The 13,892-nt window shown below is 72.2% G+C and carries 14 protein-coding genes; 4 read left to right on the top strand and 10 right to left on the bottom strand.

What is annotated here, in order from left to right:
• Positions 1 to 19 precede the first annotated feature (19 nt).
• Complete coding sequence (locus PH203_RS33655; RefSeq protein WP_289925007.1) at positions 20 to 424, top strand: hypothetical protein; 405 nt, start codon at positions 20 to 22, stop codon at positions 422 to 424.
• Positions 425 to 508: 84 nt separating this feature from the next.
• Here the strand turns inward: PH203_RS33655 and PH203_RS33650 are convergent, their stop codons facing one another.
• From PH203_RS33650 to PH203_RS33620, 7 genes are all read right to left on the bottom strand, one after another.
• A complete protein-coding gene (locus PH203_RS33650; protein ID WP_289925006.1) occupies positions 509 to 706 on the bottom strand; it encodes a CDGSH iron-sulfur domain-containing protein in 198 nt (65 codons plus the stop codon).
• Complete coding sequence (locus tag PH203_RS33645; RefSeq protein ID WP_289925005.1) at positions 687 to 1,328, bottom strand: HemK2/MTQ2 family protein methyltransferase; 642 nt, start codon at positions 1,326 to 1,328, stop codon at positions 687 to 689. Before PH203_RS33645 ends, PH203_RS33650 begins: the two co-directional genes overlap by 20 nt.
• Before the next feature lie 21 nt (positions 1,329 to 1,349).
• Positions 1,350 to 2,363, bottom strand: a complete 1,014-nt coding sequence (locus PH203_RS33640; protein WP_289925004.1) for an iron-containing redox enzyme family protein — start codon at positions 2,361 to 2,363, stop codon at positions 1,350 to 1,352.
• Between the two features lie 404 nt (positions 2,364 to 2,767).
• Positions 2,768 to 3,001 carry a hypothetical protein gene (locus PH203_RS33635; RefSeq protein ID WP_289925003.1) on the bottom strand — a complete coding sequence of 78 codons (234 nt, stop codon included), beginning with the start codon at positions 2,999 to 3,001 and terminating at the stop codon, positions 2,768 to 2,770.
• A 13-nt stretch (positions 3,002 to 3,014) separates the two neighbouring features.
• Positions 3,015 to 4,022, bottom strand: coding sequence for a Ppx/GppA family phosphatase (locus tag PH203_RS33630; RefSeq protein ID WP_289925001.1), 1,008 nt, complete (start codon positions 4,020 to 4,022; stop codon positions 3,015 to 3,017).
• A 39-nt stretch (positions 4,023 to 4,061) separates the two neighbouring features.
• The gene (locus tag PH203_RS33625) at positions 4,062 to 4,556 is read right to left on the bottom strand and encodes an isoprenylcysteine carboxylmethyltransferase family protein (protein WP_289925000.1); all 495 of its coding nucleotides are present in this window, start codon (positions 4,554 to 4,556) and stop codon (positions 4,062 to 4,064) included.
• Positions 4,557 to 4,648: 92 nt separating this feature from the next.
• Positions 4,649 to 6,154: an MFS transporter gene (locus PH203_RS33620; protein WP_289924999.1), complete on the bottom strand. Its 1,506-nt coding sequence runs from the start codon at positions 6,152 to 6,154 to the stop codon at positions 4,649 to 4,651.
• Positions 6,155 to 6,279: 125 nt separating this feature from the next.
• On the opposite strand from PH203_RS33620, the gene PH203_RS33615 reads away from it, so the two are divergent.
• Genes PH203_RS33615 through PH203_RS33605 form a run of 3 tightly spaced genes read left to right on the top strand, consistent with a single transcriptional unit; the run spans position 6,280 to position 8,021 of the window.
• Positions 6,280 to 7,110, top strand: coding sequence for an alpha/beta hydrolase (locus tag PH203_RS33615; protein ID WP_289924997.1), 831 nt, complete (start codon positions 6,280 to 6,282; stop codon positions 7,108 to 7,110).
• 32 nt (positions 7,111 to 7,142) lie between these two features.
• Positions 7,143 to 7,487, top strand: coding sequence for a metalloregulator ArsR/SmtB family transcription factor (locus PH203_RS33610; protein ID WP_289924996.1), 345 nt, complete (start codon positions 7,143 to 7,145; stop codon positions 7,485 to 7,487).
• A 6-nt stretch (positions 7,488 to 7,493) separates the two neighbouring features.
• The gene (locus tag PH203_RS33605; RefSeq protein WP_289924995.1) at positions 7,494 to 8,021 is read left to right on the top strand and encodes an SRPBCC family protein; all 528 of its coding nucleotides are present in this window, start codon (positions 7,494 to 7,496) and stop codon (positions 8,019 to 8,021) included.
• Here PH203_RS33605 and PH203_RS33600 read toward each other — a convergent pair whose 3' ends face one another.
• Genes PH203_RS33600 through PH203_RS33590 form a run of 3 tightly spaced genes read right to left on the bottom strand, consistent with a single transcriptional unit; the run spans position 8,022 to position 13,865 of the window.
• Entirely contained in the window at positions 8,022 to 10,838 is a 2,817-nt protein-coding gene (locus PH203_RS33600; RefSeq protein ID WP_289924994.1) for an NHLP bacteriocin export ABC transporter permease/ATPase subunit, read from the bottom strand. It abuts the gene before it with no gap.
• 1 nt (position 10,839) lies between these two features.
• Entirely contained in the window at positions 10,840 to 13,062 is a 2,223-nt protein-coding gene (locus PH203_RS33595) for an NHLP family bacteriocin export ABC transporter peptidase/permease/ATPase subunit (protein ID WP_289924993.1), read from the bottom strand.
• Entirely contained in the window at positions 13,059 to 13,865 is an 807-nt protein-coding gene (locus PH203_RS33590) for an HlyD family efflux transporter periplasmic adaptor subunit (protein WP_289924992.1), read from the bottom strand. The genes PH203_RS33595 and PH203_RS33590 overlap by 4 nt, the downstream gene beginning before the upstream one ends.
• Positions 13,866 to 13,892 lie beyond the last annotated feature (27 nt).

Raw genomic sequence — 13,892 nt, 5'->3', positions numbered from 1 at the left:
GCTCACTCACCGCGGGCTCATGGAGCCCGCGCTGGAGATGGAGTTCACGGCGCACTTCGCCCGCCGGGGCGGGGAGGCCGCCGCCCGCGCCGCGGCGGCCGCCGTGACCGGGGTGATCGAGGCGCCCGCGTGGTTCCTCGCCTCCCTGCTCGACGTCGGTCGGCGGGTCAGCCGCTGCCTGCTGGCCCGGACGGCGGCCGACGTCTGCCGGATCGTCCTGACGGCGGACCGCGGCGGCCTCGCGCTGGCGGGCACGGACGACACCCGGATCACCTTGCACGGCGACCCCGGCAACGGAGCAACGGGCCTTCCCCTGCTGGGAGTCGTCGACGGACTGCACGTCCACCGAGGAGCGCAGGGGCATGTGTGGGTGGTGTGGCGCGGGCCCTGGGCTCCCGCCACCGACGCACAGGACGAGCGCTAGGGCCTGTGGTGGCGGTTCGGTCCGACTGCGAGCGCGGCGCCCGCCGGCCGGCCCGGGCGGAGTCGTCGACTTCGCCGGATCCGCTCAGCTGCGGTCCCGGTGGCTGGTGTCGCACCACGGGTAGCGGCGGCTGCGGCGGCAGGTGCACAGGGCGACCCGGAAGCGGTCGGAGGAGACCGTGGTGCCGTCCGGCAGTTCCACGTCGACGGGGCCGTCCACCAGGACGGGACCCCGGCGCTCGATCCTGACCCGGCGCGGTGACTCAGGGGCGGAGTTCGGCACGGACGACCACCAGCTCTTCCTTCTTCTCGGCGGCGGACAGCAGTCCTCCCTCGCGCAGCCAGTGCTCACGTCCGCGGAGCACCGGACCGAACGGGATCAGCGTCCGCCGGGTCACACCGGCCTCCAGGCCTGCGGCGCGCAGATGCCCGAGGGTCTCCTCCGGGCCGCTGAGCGCGGACTGGACGAGCAGCAGGACACCGCCGGGGCGTAGCAGACGGGGAGCCTCCCGGCAGATCCGGTCCAGGACGAGCCGGCCGTCGCCGCCCGCGTCCCAGGCCCGCACCGGGCGGCGCCCGTCCGGTGCCGGCACGTACGGCGGATTGCTGAGGATGAGGTCGAAGGACCGCCCCTGCACCGGAGCGAAGAGGTCCCCGTAGCGCACGCGCACCCGCAGTCCGGCGAGCCGGGCGTTGAGGCGTGCGGCGCACACCGCCCGCCACGACACGTCCACCCCCGTCACCCGGGTTCCGCGGCGCGCCGCTTCCAGTGCGAGCGCCCCGCTTCCGGTGCCCACGTCCAGGACCTCCGCACCCGGCGGGAGCGGTTCCTCGGAGAGGGCCCCGGCCAGCAGGGCGGTGTCTGCCTGTGGGCTGTAGACGCCCGGTGGTGCCAGTGGATTCACTCCGGCCGGGTACCCCGAGAATCAGGAGGTAACGGATGATTCGGAAGTGAGGGGAGTGCGCAGGGACGAGCGGCCTGCCCGCCAGTCCGTCAGCAGCCGGTCGGCGAGACGGTCCTCCAGACACACGGTGGCGTCGATGCCGAAGGCCACGTCGGGCGCCAGATGCGGTTCCTCGGCGAGCAGCCCGCCGATGACGTCGTGGCGCACCACCTGCTCATGGACCGCGTCGGCCTCGACGTGCTCGTCGTAGAAGTGCGCGGCGGCCGGCCCGGCGCCCGTCCGGCGCAGGGCCTCGGCGAGCCGCCGGGAACCCGGCGACGAGGTGACCTCGACAGCCGCGAAGTGGCCCACGAGGGCGCCCCGCAGCTGCCGGTGCAGACCGAACAGGGACATCAGGTTCACCGTCGCCAGGACCTCGGCGCCGGCCGCGTCCACATAGTGCCCGTACGTCGTCTCCAGGCCCAGGTCCGCCATCAGGTCGGCGAACAGCCGGGCGTGCACCCGGTCGGCGCGGCCGCCGCCGTACTCGTCGAACTCCACCGCCGCCATGGCCGCCTTGGCCCGCCCCCACAGCCGCGGCAGCACCCACGCATGCGGATCGGCCTCCTTGAGGTGGTACAGCGAGCGCTGGGCCGCGTACTCGCGCAGCTGCCACAACGCTCCCTCGTCCCGCAGATAGTGGGTCACCCCGCTGCCGTCGACGGGCTCCACCAGAAGCGGCGCGAGCGCGTCCTCGACTCCGTCGTGGACCTGCGCGTCGGTGCGCAGTGCCGTCAGGAACCGGTGCTCCAGCGCGGCCCGGGTACGCAGCAGCTCCGGGTCCCACTCCAGATCCCGGGGCACGTCCGCGAAGCCGCGGTAGTGCAGTTCGTAGCAGAGGTAGAGGGCGAGCTGGAGATCGTCCCCGTAGACGGCCGCCCGCGCGACCTCGGCGGGGGCGGGGAGCGGCCCGGTGCCCAGCAGATACTCCGACACAGCCGCCGAGACCGCCCCTCGGGCGACCGGCAACCGTGGTTCCACGCGGTCGTGCGTCATACGACCCGGGTACCCGGGCGGGGGCGGGCCATCCGTGCGGGCGGAGGGGGCCCGGGTGTGGTCGCCGGTCCGGCGCGTGGGAGAGGGGCCCGGTCGTGGCCGCAGCTCGCGCGCGTGCGGGAGGGAGCTCGGGCCTGGGTGCCGGTCCGGCGCGCGGGGGAGGTGACCCTCCTGCAGTCGTGGCGTGACCGGGGGCGGAGCGTCGGCCCCGCCTGCTGCACCGACACGCGTGGAGAGGCTCGGCTGTGGTCGCCGCTCGTGCACTCGTGGATCGGTTCAGCCGTGCCCGGCCCGGGCACGCGTCGGGGTTGGCGTCGGCCGACTTGGGCCACACCGGACACGCGGCAGCGGTCCGCCGTGGCCGTTCGCCGGGTTGCCGTCGCGTGAGGCCGGGCCGGGGGCCGTCAGTCGCCCTCGGACTCCTCCTGGGCGCGGACATTGGGGGTGATGGCCTCTCCGGCCTCGCCCCTGCGGCGGCGCTGCTCCTGGGAGTCCGTCGTGCGCCGTTCCGCCTCCTCGGCCTCGCGGAGGACTTCGTCCAGGGCCGTCCTGGGGGTGTGCTCTGCGTTCTTGCCGTTCTTGCCGTTCTTGGCGTTCTTGCCGTGCTCTCCGTGCTCTCCGTGCTCGTGGTGGGTCATGGCAGCTCCTCTCTCAGCTTCCCGCCGTCGCGATGCGCAGCGGCACCGCGTCCCGGTCGGTCCTCTCCTCCTGGGCGCGGCTGATCCCCGCCCACCAGGACGGGCCGTCCTCGATGTGCCGCAGCAGCACTCCCTCGCGGATGGCCCAGGGGCAGACGGTCACGGTCTTGATGCCGGTCAGCTTCAGCGCGGTGTGTCCGACCACCGCCCCGGCCAGGCTCTGTGCGGCGCGCGGCGCGGAGATGCCGGGGAGCCGGGCGCGTTCGGCGGAGGGGAGTCCGGCGAGCAGGATCATCGCCTCGCGCAGGTCCGAGCGGCGCAACCGGCGCTCCACGAACGGCCCGTGCCGTCCCGGCGGGGCCCCGCACAGCCGCCCCAGCTGCTCGAAGGTGCGGGAGGTGACCACCGCCGTACGCGGGCCCTCCCAGCGGATCCGGGCCGCGACGTCCCGCAGTTGATGCCGGACCCGGCGGCGCAGCGCCCGCACCAGCTCCTGCGGCGGCGGATCCTGGCCCTCGAAGAACTCGTGGGTCAGCCGACCCGCGCCCAGCGGCAGCGAGGCCACGAAGTCCGGCACCCGGCCGCGCCCGAAGGCCACTTCGAGGGAGCCCCCGCCGATGTCGAGAAGGGCCAGCGGTCCCGACCGCCACCCCATCCAGCGCCGCGCCCCGAGGAACGTGAGCTCCGCCTCCAGCTCGCCCGGCAGCGTGCACAGCCCGACACCGGTGCGCGAGCGGACCGCACGCAGCACCTCACGGCGGTTCGGGGCGGCGCGCACCACCGCGGTCGCGAAGGCCAGCGGCGCGGCCGCGCCCCATTTCGCGGCGGTCCTGCTCGCCTCGTCCACCGCGGCCACGAGCCGTTCGACGGACTCCTCGGGCACCGGCCCGCCCGGCTCGACGCACTCGGACAGCCTCAGGCGCCACTTCGCGGTGTGCACCGGCAGCGGCACCCCGCCCTCCGTGTCCGCCACCACCAGCCGGACCGTGTTCGACCCCACATCCACCACGCTGATTCGCATGGACCCGTGAGTACCCATTTACCGGGCGGAACAACGCGGTCACTCACCGCGCCAGGGAGTGAGCCGCGGCAACCAGCCAGGCACCGCACGCCGGTACCGCGCGTACCGCGCACCGAACCGGGCGGCGAGCGCGGGCTCCTCGTACCACCGGGCGAACGCCCACATCAGCGCCCAGGCACCGGCGCCGTAGCCGAACAGCACCGGGCGGGCCAGCAGCAGCCCCTGGCCGGCGATCGCCGCGACCACGGCGACGTACATCGGATTGCGCACATGCCGGTACAGCCCGCCCACCACGAGCCGCCCGGTCGGCGCGACCGGCGCCGGGGTGCCGAGCCCCTCCCGGACGAACCGTACGAAGGCCGTCAGCAGGACGGCGGCGCCGAGAAGGAGCGGGACCAGACCGATCAGCCGCACGGGCGGCCACCAGTCACCGGTCCGCCAGCCTGTCAGCCACCACGGCGCCAGCCCGGCGACCGTGCCGGGCGCGAGGGCGAAGAAGACCGCGCTGCCGAGTGCCGCCGCCGGTGTCCGCACACCGTCACCATGACAGCGCGGAGGGGCCGCCGTCTCCCTGCAGACGGCGGCCCCTCGGCCCTGGTGCACTCACCCGTGCACGAGCGATGCGGCTACATGTGGACGACGGGTGCGGCGTCCGGGTCCTGCTCCGGCACCCCGCGCCGGTAGAGCAGGAAGGCGATCACCGCGCCGACGGCGAAGAAGCCCGCCGACCACCAGAAGGCGGTGGTGTAGCTCTCGATCGTGGCCTGCGCCTGGACCAGCTTGTTGCTCGGGTCCTTCCCGGCGAGGTAGTCGGTCGCGGCGCTCGCGGCCAGGGTGTTCAGCAGCGCCGTACCGATCGAACCGCCCACCTGCTGCATGGCGTTGACCGTGGCGGAGGCGACGCCCGCGTCCTCGGCCGCGACCCCGCCGGTGGCCAGTTCCATGGCGGCCGGCATGACCAGGCCGAGGCCGAGGCCGACGATGATCAGCTGGGGCAGCACGGCGGTCACGTAGTCGGAGTCGGTGCCTATCCCGGTCAGCCAGGCCATGCCGGCCACGGAGACCGCGAAGCCCAGCGGGACCACGGCCTTCGGGCCGATCCGCGGCAGCAGCAAGGTCGTACCGAGCTGGGCCGTCACCATCAGCGCGGCCACCATCGGCAGGAACGCCACACCGGTCCTGGTCGGGCTGAAGCCCAGGTTGAGCTGGAGGTAGTAGGTGAGGAAGAGGAAGACGCCGAACATGCCCGCGCCGGAGATCAGCAGCGCGAAGAGCGAGGCCGCGCGGTTGCGGTCGGTCAGGATGCGCAGCGGCAGCAGCGGGTGCGCGGCCTTGGTCTGCCACCATGTGAAGGCGGCCAGCAGCACACCGCCGGCGATCAGGAAGCCCCAGGTCGCGGGCGAGCCCCAGTCGTGCGTCTCGGCGTTGGAGAAGCCGTAGACCACGGCGAACAGACCGGCGGCCACCAGGATCGTGCCGGGCACGTCCAGCTTGGAGTTGGAGGCGTCGCGGTGGTTGTGGAGCAGCAACCAGCCGCCGGCGAAGGCGAACACGGCGATGACGACGTTGACGTAGAGGGTCCAGCGCCAGTCGAGGGCGTCGGTCAGGATGCCGCCGAGCAGCAGACCCACCGCGCCGCCCGCGCCGGCGATGGCGCCGTAGACGCTGAACGCCTTGGCGCGCTCCTTGGCGTCCGTGAACGTCGTGTTCAACAGCGAGAGCGCGGCGGGCGCGAGCAGTGCGCCGAAGACACCCTGGAGAGCGCGGGCGGTGACCAGCATCTCGAAGTTGGTGGCGGCACCGCCGAGTGCGGAGACCGCGGCGAAGCCGACGATACCGACGAGGAAGGCGGTCTTGCGGCCGAAGAGGTCGGCGATCCGGCCGCCGAGCAGCAGGAGGGAGGCGAAGGCCAGCGCGTACGCGGTGACGATCCACTGCCGGTTGCCGTCGGAGAAGCCGAGATCGGCCTGGGCGGAGGGGAGCGCGATGTTCACGATGGTGGCGTCGAGGACCACCATCAGCTGGGCGAGGGCGACGACCGCGAGGATCCACCACCGCTTGTTGGAGGAGGCCTCGGGTGGCGCCTCGGCTGCGCCCGCCTGGGCGTCTTCGGAAAGGGTCTTCTGGGACATGGAAGAACCACTCCAGGGAAGTCGTTCGGATCTTTACCAACGCGTAAACGAAACTGTTTCGTACACGTCGAGGCTAGAGCACTTTTAGCGAAACGGCAAAGTTTCGATGGCGAGAGGGGCTGAGTGTGACCAGCGGCACATTCGAGGTCGGCGGTGCGGGGCTGTACTACGAACTGCGGGGGAGCGGTCCCGCGCTGCTGATGATCAGCGGCGCGGGCGGGGACGCGGGCTACTACACGGGCGTCGCGGCGGACCTCGCCGACGCGTTCACGGTGATCACCTACGACCGGCGCGGCAACTCCCGCAGCACCGGCCGGACCGGCGCGCCGATGGACCTCGCGCAGCAGGCGGCCGACGCCCTTGCGCTGATCGACGGCCTCGCGGACGGACGGGCGCTGGTGTTCGGCAACAGCGGGGGCGCGATCGTCGGCCTGACGCTGGCCGCCCTGCACCCCGAGTGTCTGACGGGCCTGATCGCCCATGAACCGCCCGCCGTGAACGTCCTGCCCGACGGCGACCCCGCCCGTGACTTCTTCGCCGACGTGGCCGACCGCTACGCGCGGGGCGGGGCGCCGGCGGCGGGCCGCAGGTTCGCCGAGACCGTGCGCGGCGAGGGGACGTACCGCTGGCCCGACGACCTGTGGCGACGGTTCCTCGGCAACCAGGACCACCTGTTCGGCGCCGAGTGGCCCGCTTTCGCCGGCTTCCGGCCCGACGAGGGCGCGCTGAAATCGGTGCCGTTCCCGGTCGTCCTGGGGGCCGGTGCCGAGGACCGCGACACCTACTACGCCCGCCCGTCGGTCGAGATCGCCCGCCGGATCGGCGCCCCCTGGGTCGAGTTCCCCGGCATCCACATGGAGTTCCTGCGCCACCCGGACCGCTTCGCGGCGGCGCTGCGGGCGGTGGCGGCCTGGATGGGCGCGGACGACCGGTCAGCCCCACCGCGTATGCCTTGACGGGAATATAACTGCGGAGGCATATTGGAGGCATGTCCGACGCCGCGCTCTGGACCGCCCTCGCCGATCCCCACCGGCGGGCCATCGTCGCGCTGCTCCTGGAGCGGCCGCGGCCCGTCGGGGAGATCGTGGAGGCATGCGGACTGAGCCAGCCCGGCACCTCCAAGCATCTGAAGGTGCTCAGGGAGGCCGGCCTGGTCCGGGTCAGGCAGGACGCACAGAGGCGCGTCTACGCCCTCGACCCGGCCCCCATCGCCGAGCTCGACGCGTGGCTGGCGCCGTACCGCCGCCTGTGGAACAGCAGCCTCGACGCCCTGGGCCGCCGCCTCGACGAGACCGCGCCGGACGACCCCGAGGAACCCACTCCGAAGGACTGATCCACCATGCCCGCAGATCTCACCGGCACCTATCTGACGCTGGACGACGGCCGCCCGGCCGTCCGCTTCACCCGTACCTACGAGCATCCCGTCGCGCGCGTCTGGCAGTTCGTGACCGACGCCGACGAACTCGCCCACTGGTTCCCCGCCCGCGCCGAGATCGACCTGCGCGCCGGCGGGGAGATCAAGTTCAGCGGCGACCCGCACATGGAGGACTCCACGGGCCGGGTCATCGCCGTCGACCCGCCCCGGCATCTGTCGTTCGAGTGGGGCGGCGACGAACTGCGCTTCGACCTGGAGGCACTCGACGACAGCAGCACCCGTTTCACGCTCACCAACGTGCTGAGCGAGGAGAACGCCGCCGCCCGCAACGGCGCCGGCTGGGAGGTCTGCCTGGCCGCCCTCGACGCCCACGCGCGCGGTGAGGACTTCGGCGGGCCGCACGCCGGGGCCGAGGCTCCGTGGAAGGGGTTCTACGACGGCTATGTCGCCGCCGGTGTCCCCTCCGGAGCCGCCGTCCCCGGCCTGGACTGATCACGCCATCTGACGCCGCACCAGCTCGTGCAGCCGCCCGCCCGTGTCCGCGAGCAGCTGCGCGGGCGGGCCCTGCTGGGCCACCTTGCCGTCCTCCATCACGATCACGCGGTCGGCGTCGAGGACCGTCGAGAGGCGGTGCGCGATGACGACTCGGGTGGCGTTGAGGGCCTTGGTGGACTCGATGACCGTACGCTGCGTCTCGTTGTCGAGGGCGCTGGTCGCCTCGTCGAAGAAGAGGATCCGCGGCCGGCGGATCAACGCCTGGGCGATCATGAGCCGTTGACGCTGGCCGCCGGAGACGGCACCGCTGCCCGAGACGATCGTGTGCAGCCCCATCGGCATCCGCTTGATGTCCTCCGCGAGCCCCGCCATCTGTGCCGCCGCCATCACCTCCTCCGGCGTGAACGGCTCCGTCCCGCAGATGACGTCCATGATCGAGCCGTTGAACGGCTGCGCGTGCTGGAGCACCACCCCGCACTGGCGCCGCACCGCCGACTGGTCGAGCGCCGCAAGATCCTGACCGTCGTAGAGCACGCTTCCCGAGACCGGCGGGTCGAAGCCGATCAGCAGCCTGAGCAGGGTCGACTTGCCGCAGCCGCTCGGGCCGACGATCGCCACGAACTCGCCCGGCCGCACCTCGAAGGACACGTCGTCCAGGACCAGAGGGCCGTCGTCGGAGTAGCGGAAGGAGAGCCGGCGCGCCTCGATCCCGCCCGACAGCGGGCCGGGGCGGGTGTTGGCCGTGCGCACCTCGGGCGTGGCGTCCAGGACCGGCCTGATCTCCTCGAACAGCGGCAGCGCGCCCACCGCCGAGACGAAGGAACCGGTCAGCTGGGTCACCGACGTCAGCACCATCGTCACCGAGGTGTTGAAGGTGAGGAACGCCGCCGCCGACATCGACCCGCGCGCGGGCCCCGCCAGCAGCATGAACATCAGCAGGGTGCACACCGGCAGATAGACGGCGCCCATCACCGTGGTGAGGTTCTTGATCCGCCCCAACCGCTGCTGGAGCTCCCTGCTGCGCGCGAACTGAGAGGCCCAGGCCGCGTACGCGTAGTTCTCGGCGGCCGCGACCCGCAGCTTGGGCAGTCCGCGCAGGGTCTGGAAGGCCTGGTTGTTCAGCTTGTTGCCGAGCACCACCAGGCGCCGTTGCCAGCGCACCTGCCACAGCCCGAGCCCGAGGAAGATCCCGGCGATCACCACGAGCATGCCGATCGCCGCGAAGGCCATCGGCACGCTGTACCAGAACAGCAGGCCGAGGTTCATCGCACCGATGGTCACCGACTGGGCGACGACCGGGCCGACTCCCGCCAGCAGCCGGCGGATCGCGCTGATGCCCATCGCCGCACTGGCCAGCTCACCGGTGGAGCGCTCGGTGAAGAACTTCGTCGGCAGCCGCAGCAGCCGGTCCCAGACGGCCGGCTGGAGGGTCGCCTCGATACGGCCCTCCAGACGCAGGATGGTCAGGCCCTGCAGCAGCATGAACGCCGCCGCGACCAGACTGCTGACCATCACCGCGAGACAGACCTGCACGATCAGGTGCGTCTGCGCCTTCGGCACGAACTCGCCGAGCACCTTGCCGGTCGCGATCGGCACGATCGCACCGATCGCGACGGTCACGAGACCGCTCAGGAGCAGGTTCGTCAGGTCCCCGCCCATGCCCTGCATGCTGAACCGCAGCAGCCCGAGCGGACCGAGCCGCCGCTCGGGCAGCGGCCGGTAGAACATGACGGCACGCGGTTCGAACTCCTCCGCGTTGGCCTTCTCGATCGGCGTCTCACGGCCCGTCGCCGGATGCACCGCCACATAGCCGCCACGCCGCCACAGCAGCGCGACCGGCGCCCCGGACAGCGCGCGGTGGCCCACCAGTGGTCCCACGTTGTCCCGCCACCAGCTGCCGTCCAGCCGCACGGCCCGGGCACGTATCCGGGAGGCGAGCGCGATCTGCTCGACCGGATCGAGACGGTCGCTGCCGGTGCCGCTCTGCGCCGGGTCGGCCAGGGTGATCCCGGCGGCCCGCGCGACCAGCTTGCACGCCGCGTAGGAGGCGTCCGCGTCGGCGGCCGTCGTGCGCTTCGAGGAGGACTTGCCGATCGAGGCGAGCAGCGTCCGGTCGGCCTGGGCCCGGACCGCCTCACCGGCCTTGATGCCCTCCGCGGTGCGCGTCTCGTGGGTGCGCTCCAGCTGCTCGATCCAGCGGTCCAGGGTGGTCAGCAGCCGGTACTGCTGGTCGACCATGCTCTGCCAGACCGCGGGGTCCATCAGCAGGTCGGCGGCCGCCTCGGCGCCGTACAGCGATCCGTACTGCACGCTGCCCGGCGGGACCTGCATCCAGAACACGTCGTCGTCGGTGATCTCGGCGGCCCGCTCGTTCGCCATCGGCGCCTGGAAGAGGACCGAGAGGCTGCGGCCGACGCCGAGCGCCAGGGCGTACTCCAAGGGGCTGGTCGTCGGCGGTACGTACTGGGGGTTGCCGTACTCGTCGTAGGACCAGGTCTGGGTGTGGGCGGGCTGGTACAGCTCGCGCAGTCCGATGCGGCGTACCACGCAGTCCCGCAACGGGCGGGCGACCAGCGTGTGTTGAGGGCCGGGGACCGGGCCGAGGATCAGGGAGCCCGCCTCCAGGCGGCCCAAGTGGTGCCAGTGGCCCTGCTGTTCGGCGTCCACCGCGAACAGGTCCACGGCCCCCGACGCCACCAGCCACAGCACCTGCGGCCCTTCGAGATCCAGACGGGTGAATCCGGCGCAGTCGATCGGCGTCCCCATGGTGCCGAGCGCGGTGAGGACGACGTCCCCTTCGTGTGCGGTCGTCATCTCATCGCTCCCTGACCAGTGCCGCGTACGCCCCGCCGTACGCCACCAGCTCCTCGTGCCGTCCGCGTTCCACGATCGTGCCGTGCTCGAGCACGACGATCTCGTCGCTGTCGCGCACGGTGCTCAGCCGGTGGGCGATCACCACACAGGCGCAGCCGCGCCGCCGCAGGTTGTCCATCACGATCTGCTCGGTCTCGGCGTCCAGCGCGCTCGTCACCTCGTCGAGGACGAGGATGCTGGGGCGGCGGACCAACGCCCTGGCGATCTCCAGGCGTTGGCGCTGACCGCCGGAGAAGTTGCGGCCGTCCTGCTCGACCCGGCTCCGGATGCCTCCGGGGCGGCGCATCACGACGTCGTGGAGAGCGGCGTCCTTCAGGGCCTCGACCACCGCTTCGTCCGGAATCGACGGGTCCCACAGCGCCACGTTGTCGCGCACCGAGCCCTCGAAGAGGAAGACGTCCTGGTCGACGAAGGAGACCGAGGAGGCGAGGGCGCCGCGCGGGATGTCCTCCAGGCGCTGTCCGTCGATACGGATCACGCCCTCCCAGGGCGCGTACAGGCCCGAGATCAGCCGGGACACCGTGGACTTGCCGCTGCCCGAGCCGCCGACCAGCGCCACCTGCTGGCCGGGGCCGACCGTCAGGTCGAAGCCGGTCAACAGGGGCTTGTCGAGCGGGTTGTAGCCGAAGCTGATGTTCTGCAGCTCGACATGCCCGTGCAGACGGCGTGTCGACTCGTCGGCGCCGGGGCGGCCGTAGAGCGGGTCGGCCTGGAAGTTCTCGACGTCCTTCAGCCGGGCCACGTCCGCCGCGAAGTCCTGGATGCGGCCCGCGACCCCGTTGAGGCGGGTGATCGGGGCGGTGAAGCGGGTGACCAGCGCCTGGAAGGCCACCAGCAGACCGACCGAGATGCCGCCCTCGACCGCCCGCATGCCCCCGATCCACAGGATCAGCGCGCTGTTGAGCGACGCGAGGGTCGGGGCGACGACACCCAGCCAGGCGCTCGGCACGCCCAGCCGCTGCTGCTCCTCCAGCGTCGTGGCGTGCTGTCCCGCCCACTTGCGGAAGTAGCCGTCCTCACCGCCGGTCGCCTTCATCGTCTCGATCAACTGCAGGCCCGTGTAGGCGGTGTTGGTGAGACGGGCGCTGTCCGCGCGCAGTTTCGCGGTACGGGTGGCCCGCAGCCGGATGACGACCCGCATGGCGACGATGTTGAGGAGCGCGACACCGATGCCGACGAACGTGAGCTGCGGGTCGTAGGTGTACAGCAGGACCGCGTACAGGACGACGACCACCGCGTCCACGCCCGCCGCCGCGAGGTCACGGGCCAGGGTCTCGGCCACCGCGTCGTTCGACTGGAGGCGCTGCACCAGGTCGGCCGGGCTGCGCTGGGAGAAGAACGTCACTGGCAGCCGCAGCAGATGGCGCAGGAAGCGGGCGCTGGAGAGGGTGGAGGAGATGATGCGGCCGCGCAGCAGGTTCGCCTGCTGCAGCCAGGTCAGTACCAGGGTCAGCAGGACGCACGTCCCCATCGACGCGAACAGCACGCCGAGCAGCGAGGTCTGCCCCCCGATGAGGAACATGTCGATGTACGTCCGGCTCAGCGCGGGCACCGCCGCGCCGACCAGCACCAGGAGCAGACTCGCCAGCACCGCGGCCGGCATCGTGCCCGCGGTGCCGCGCAGCCGGGCCGGCATCGCGCCGAGCACGCCCGGCTTGCGGCCGCCCTTGGTGAAGCCGTCGCCCGGCTCCATGATCAGCACGACACCGGTGAAGCTGGAGTCGAAGTCCTCCATGGGCACGAACCGGCGGCCCTTGCCGGGGTCGTTGATGTACACCCCGCGGCGGCCGAAGCGGCGGCCCATGCCGTCGTAGACGACGTAGTGGTTGAACTCCCAGAACAGCACGGCCGGCGTCTTCACCTCGGCGAGGGCGGCCGTGTCCATCTGCATGCCCTTGGCCGTGAGGCCGTAACTGCGGGCCGCCTTCAGGAGGTTGCTCGCGCGGGAGCCGTCGCGCGAGACACCGCACGCGATGCGCAGCTCCTCGAGCGGGACGTGCTTGCCGAAGTGGCCGAGGACCATCGCGAGGGAGGCGGCGCCGCACTCGACGGCCTCCATCTGCAGGACGGTGGGCGTCCGGACGGTCTTGGCCTTGCCCTTGGGCACCGGGCGCTTGGGCGGAGCCGAACGGCGTCTGCTGCGGACTTCCTCTGTGGTGCTCACGGCAGCAGCCAATCGACGGGGCGCTGGTCGGCCAGCCGGATGGAACCCTTGGCGAGGGTCATGGAGGTGAGGGCGAACGGCGGCCCGTCCTTGGACGACCACTTGTAGCCGCTCTTCGTGGCGGACGACCTGTCCAGCTTCACGAGCACGGCGACCGGCCTGCCGTCCTTGGTGAACTGCTCGCCGAGCTGGCCGTCCCCGAGGAACGCGGCGATCTGCTGTGCCGACTGGGCGGAGCGGTCCACCGACTTCACATGGCCGCGCAGCACGCCGTACTCCTGGGTGGGGACCGAGGAGACGGTGAGGTCGACGGCGGCGTTCGCGGGGATGGAGGCCGCGTTCTCGGCGGGCACGTACACGGTGGCGTACAAGGGGTCCTTGGTGTGCGCGACCTTCTCCACGGCGGCCACGTTCGCTCCGGTCTGGATGATCTGCCCGATCGTGGCGGCGAGCGCGGTGACCCGGCCCGCGGCGACCGAGCGGACCACGGCGTCGCCGTCGGCGGTGCGCACCTTCAGCACGGGGGAGTCGGCCGGCAGCCGCTCGCCCTGCTCGGCGAGGACCGCGGTGACCTGTCCGGCGACGGGGCTCTGCAGGATGTAACTGCCCTGCCCGTGGGTGAGGATCGCCGACGCGCTCACGGTGGAGGCGACCGAGCCGGTCACCGCCCACACGGATGCGGCGGCCATGACGACCACGGTGACGGAGAGCGCGAGCCAGCCCTGGGGGCGCGCGAACCGCACCGGAAGGTCCAGCTCCTCGGGCGACTGGAGCTTGGCGAGGGCCTGTTGGCGGAACTGCACGGACTTTCCCTCACCTGAAACGACACC

The sequence above is a fragment of the Streptomyces sp. S.PB5 genome (assembly GCF_030403745.1).
Taxonomy (GTDB): domain Bacteria; phylum Actinomycetota; class Actinomycetes; order Streptomycetales; family Streptomycetaceae; genus Streptomyces.
Note: the sequence above shows the minus strand (reverse complement) of the source record. Positions and strands in the feature narration are given on the sequence as shown.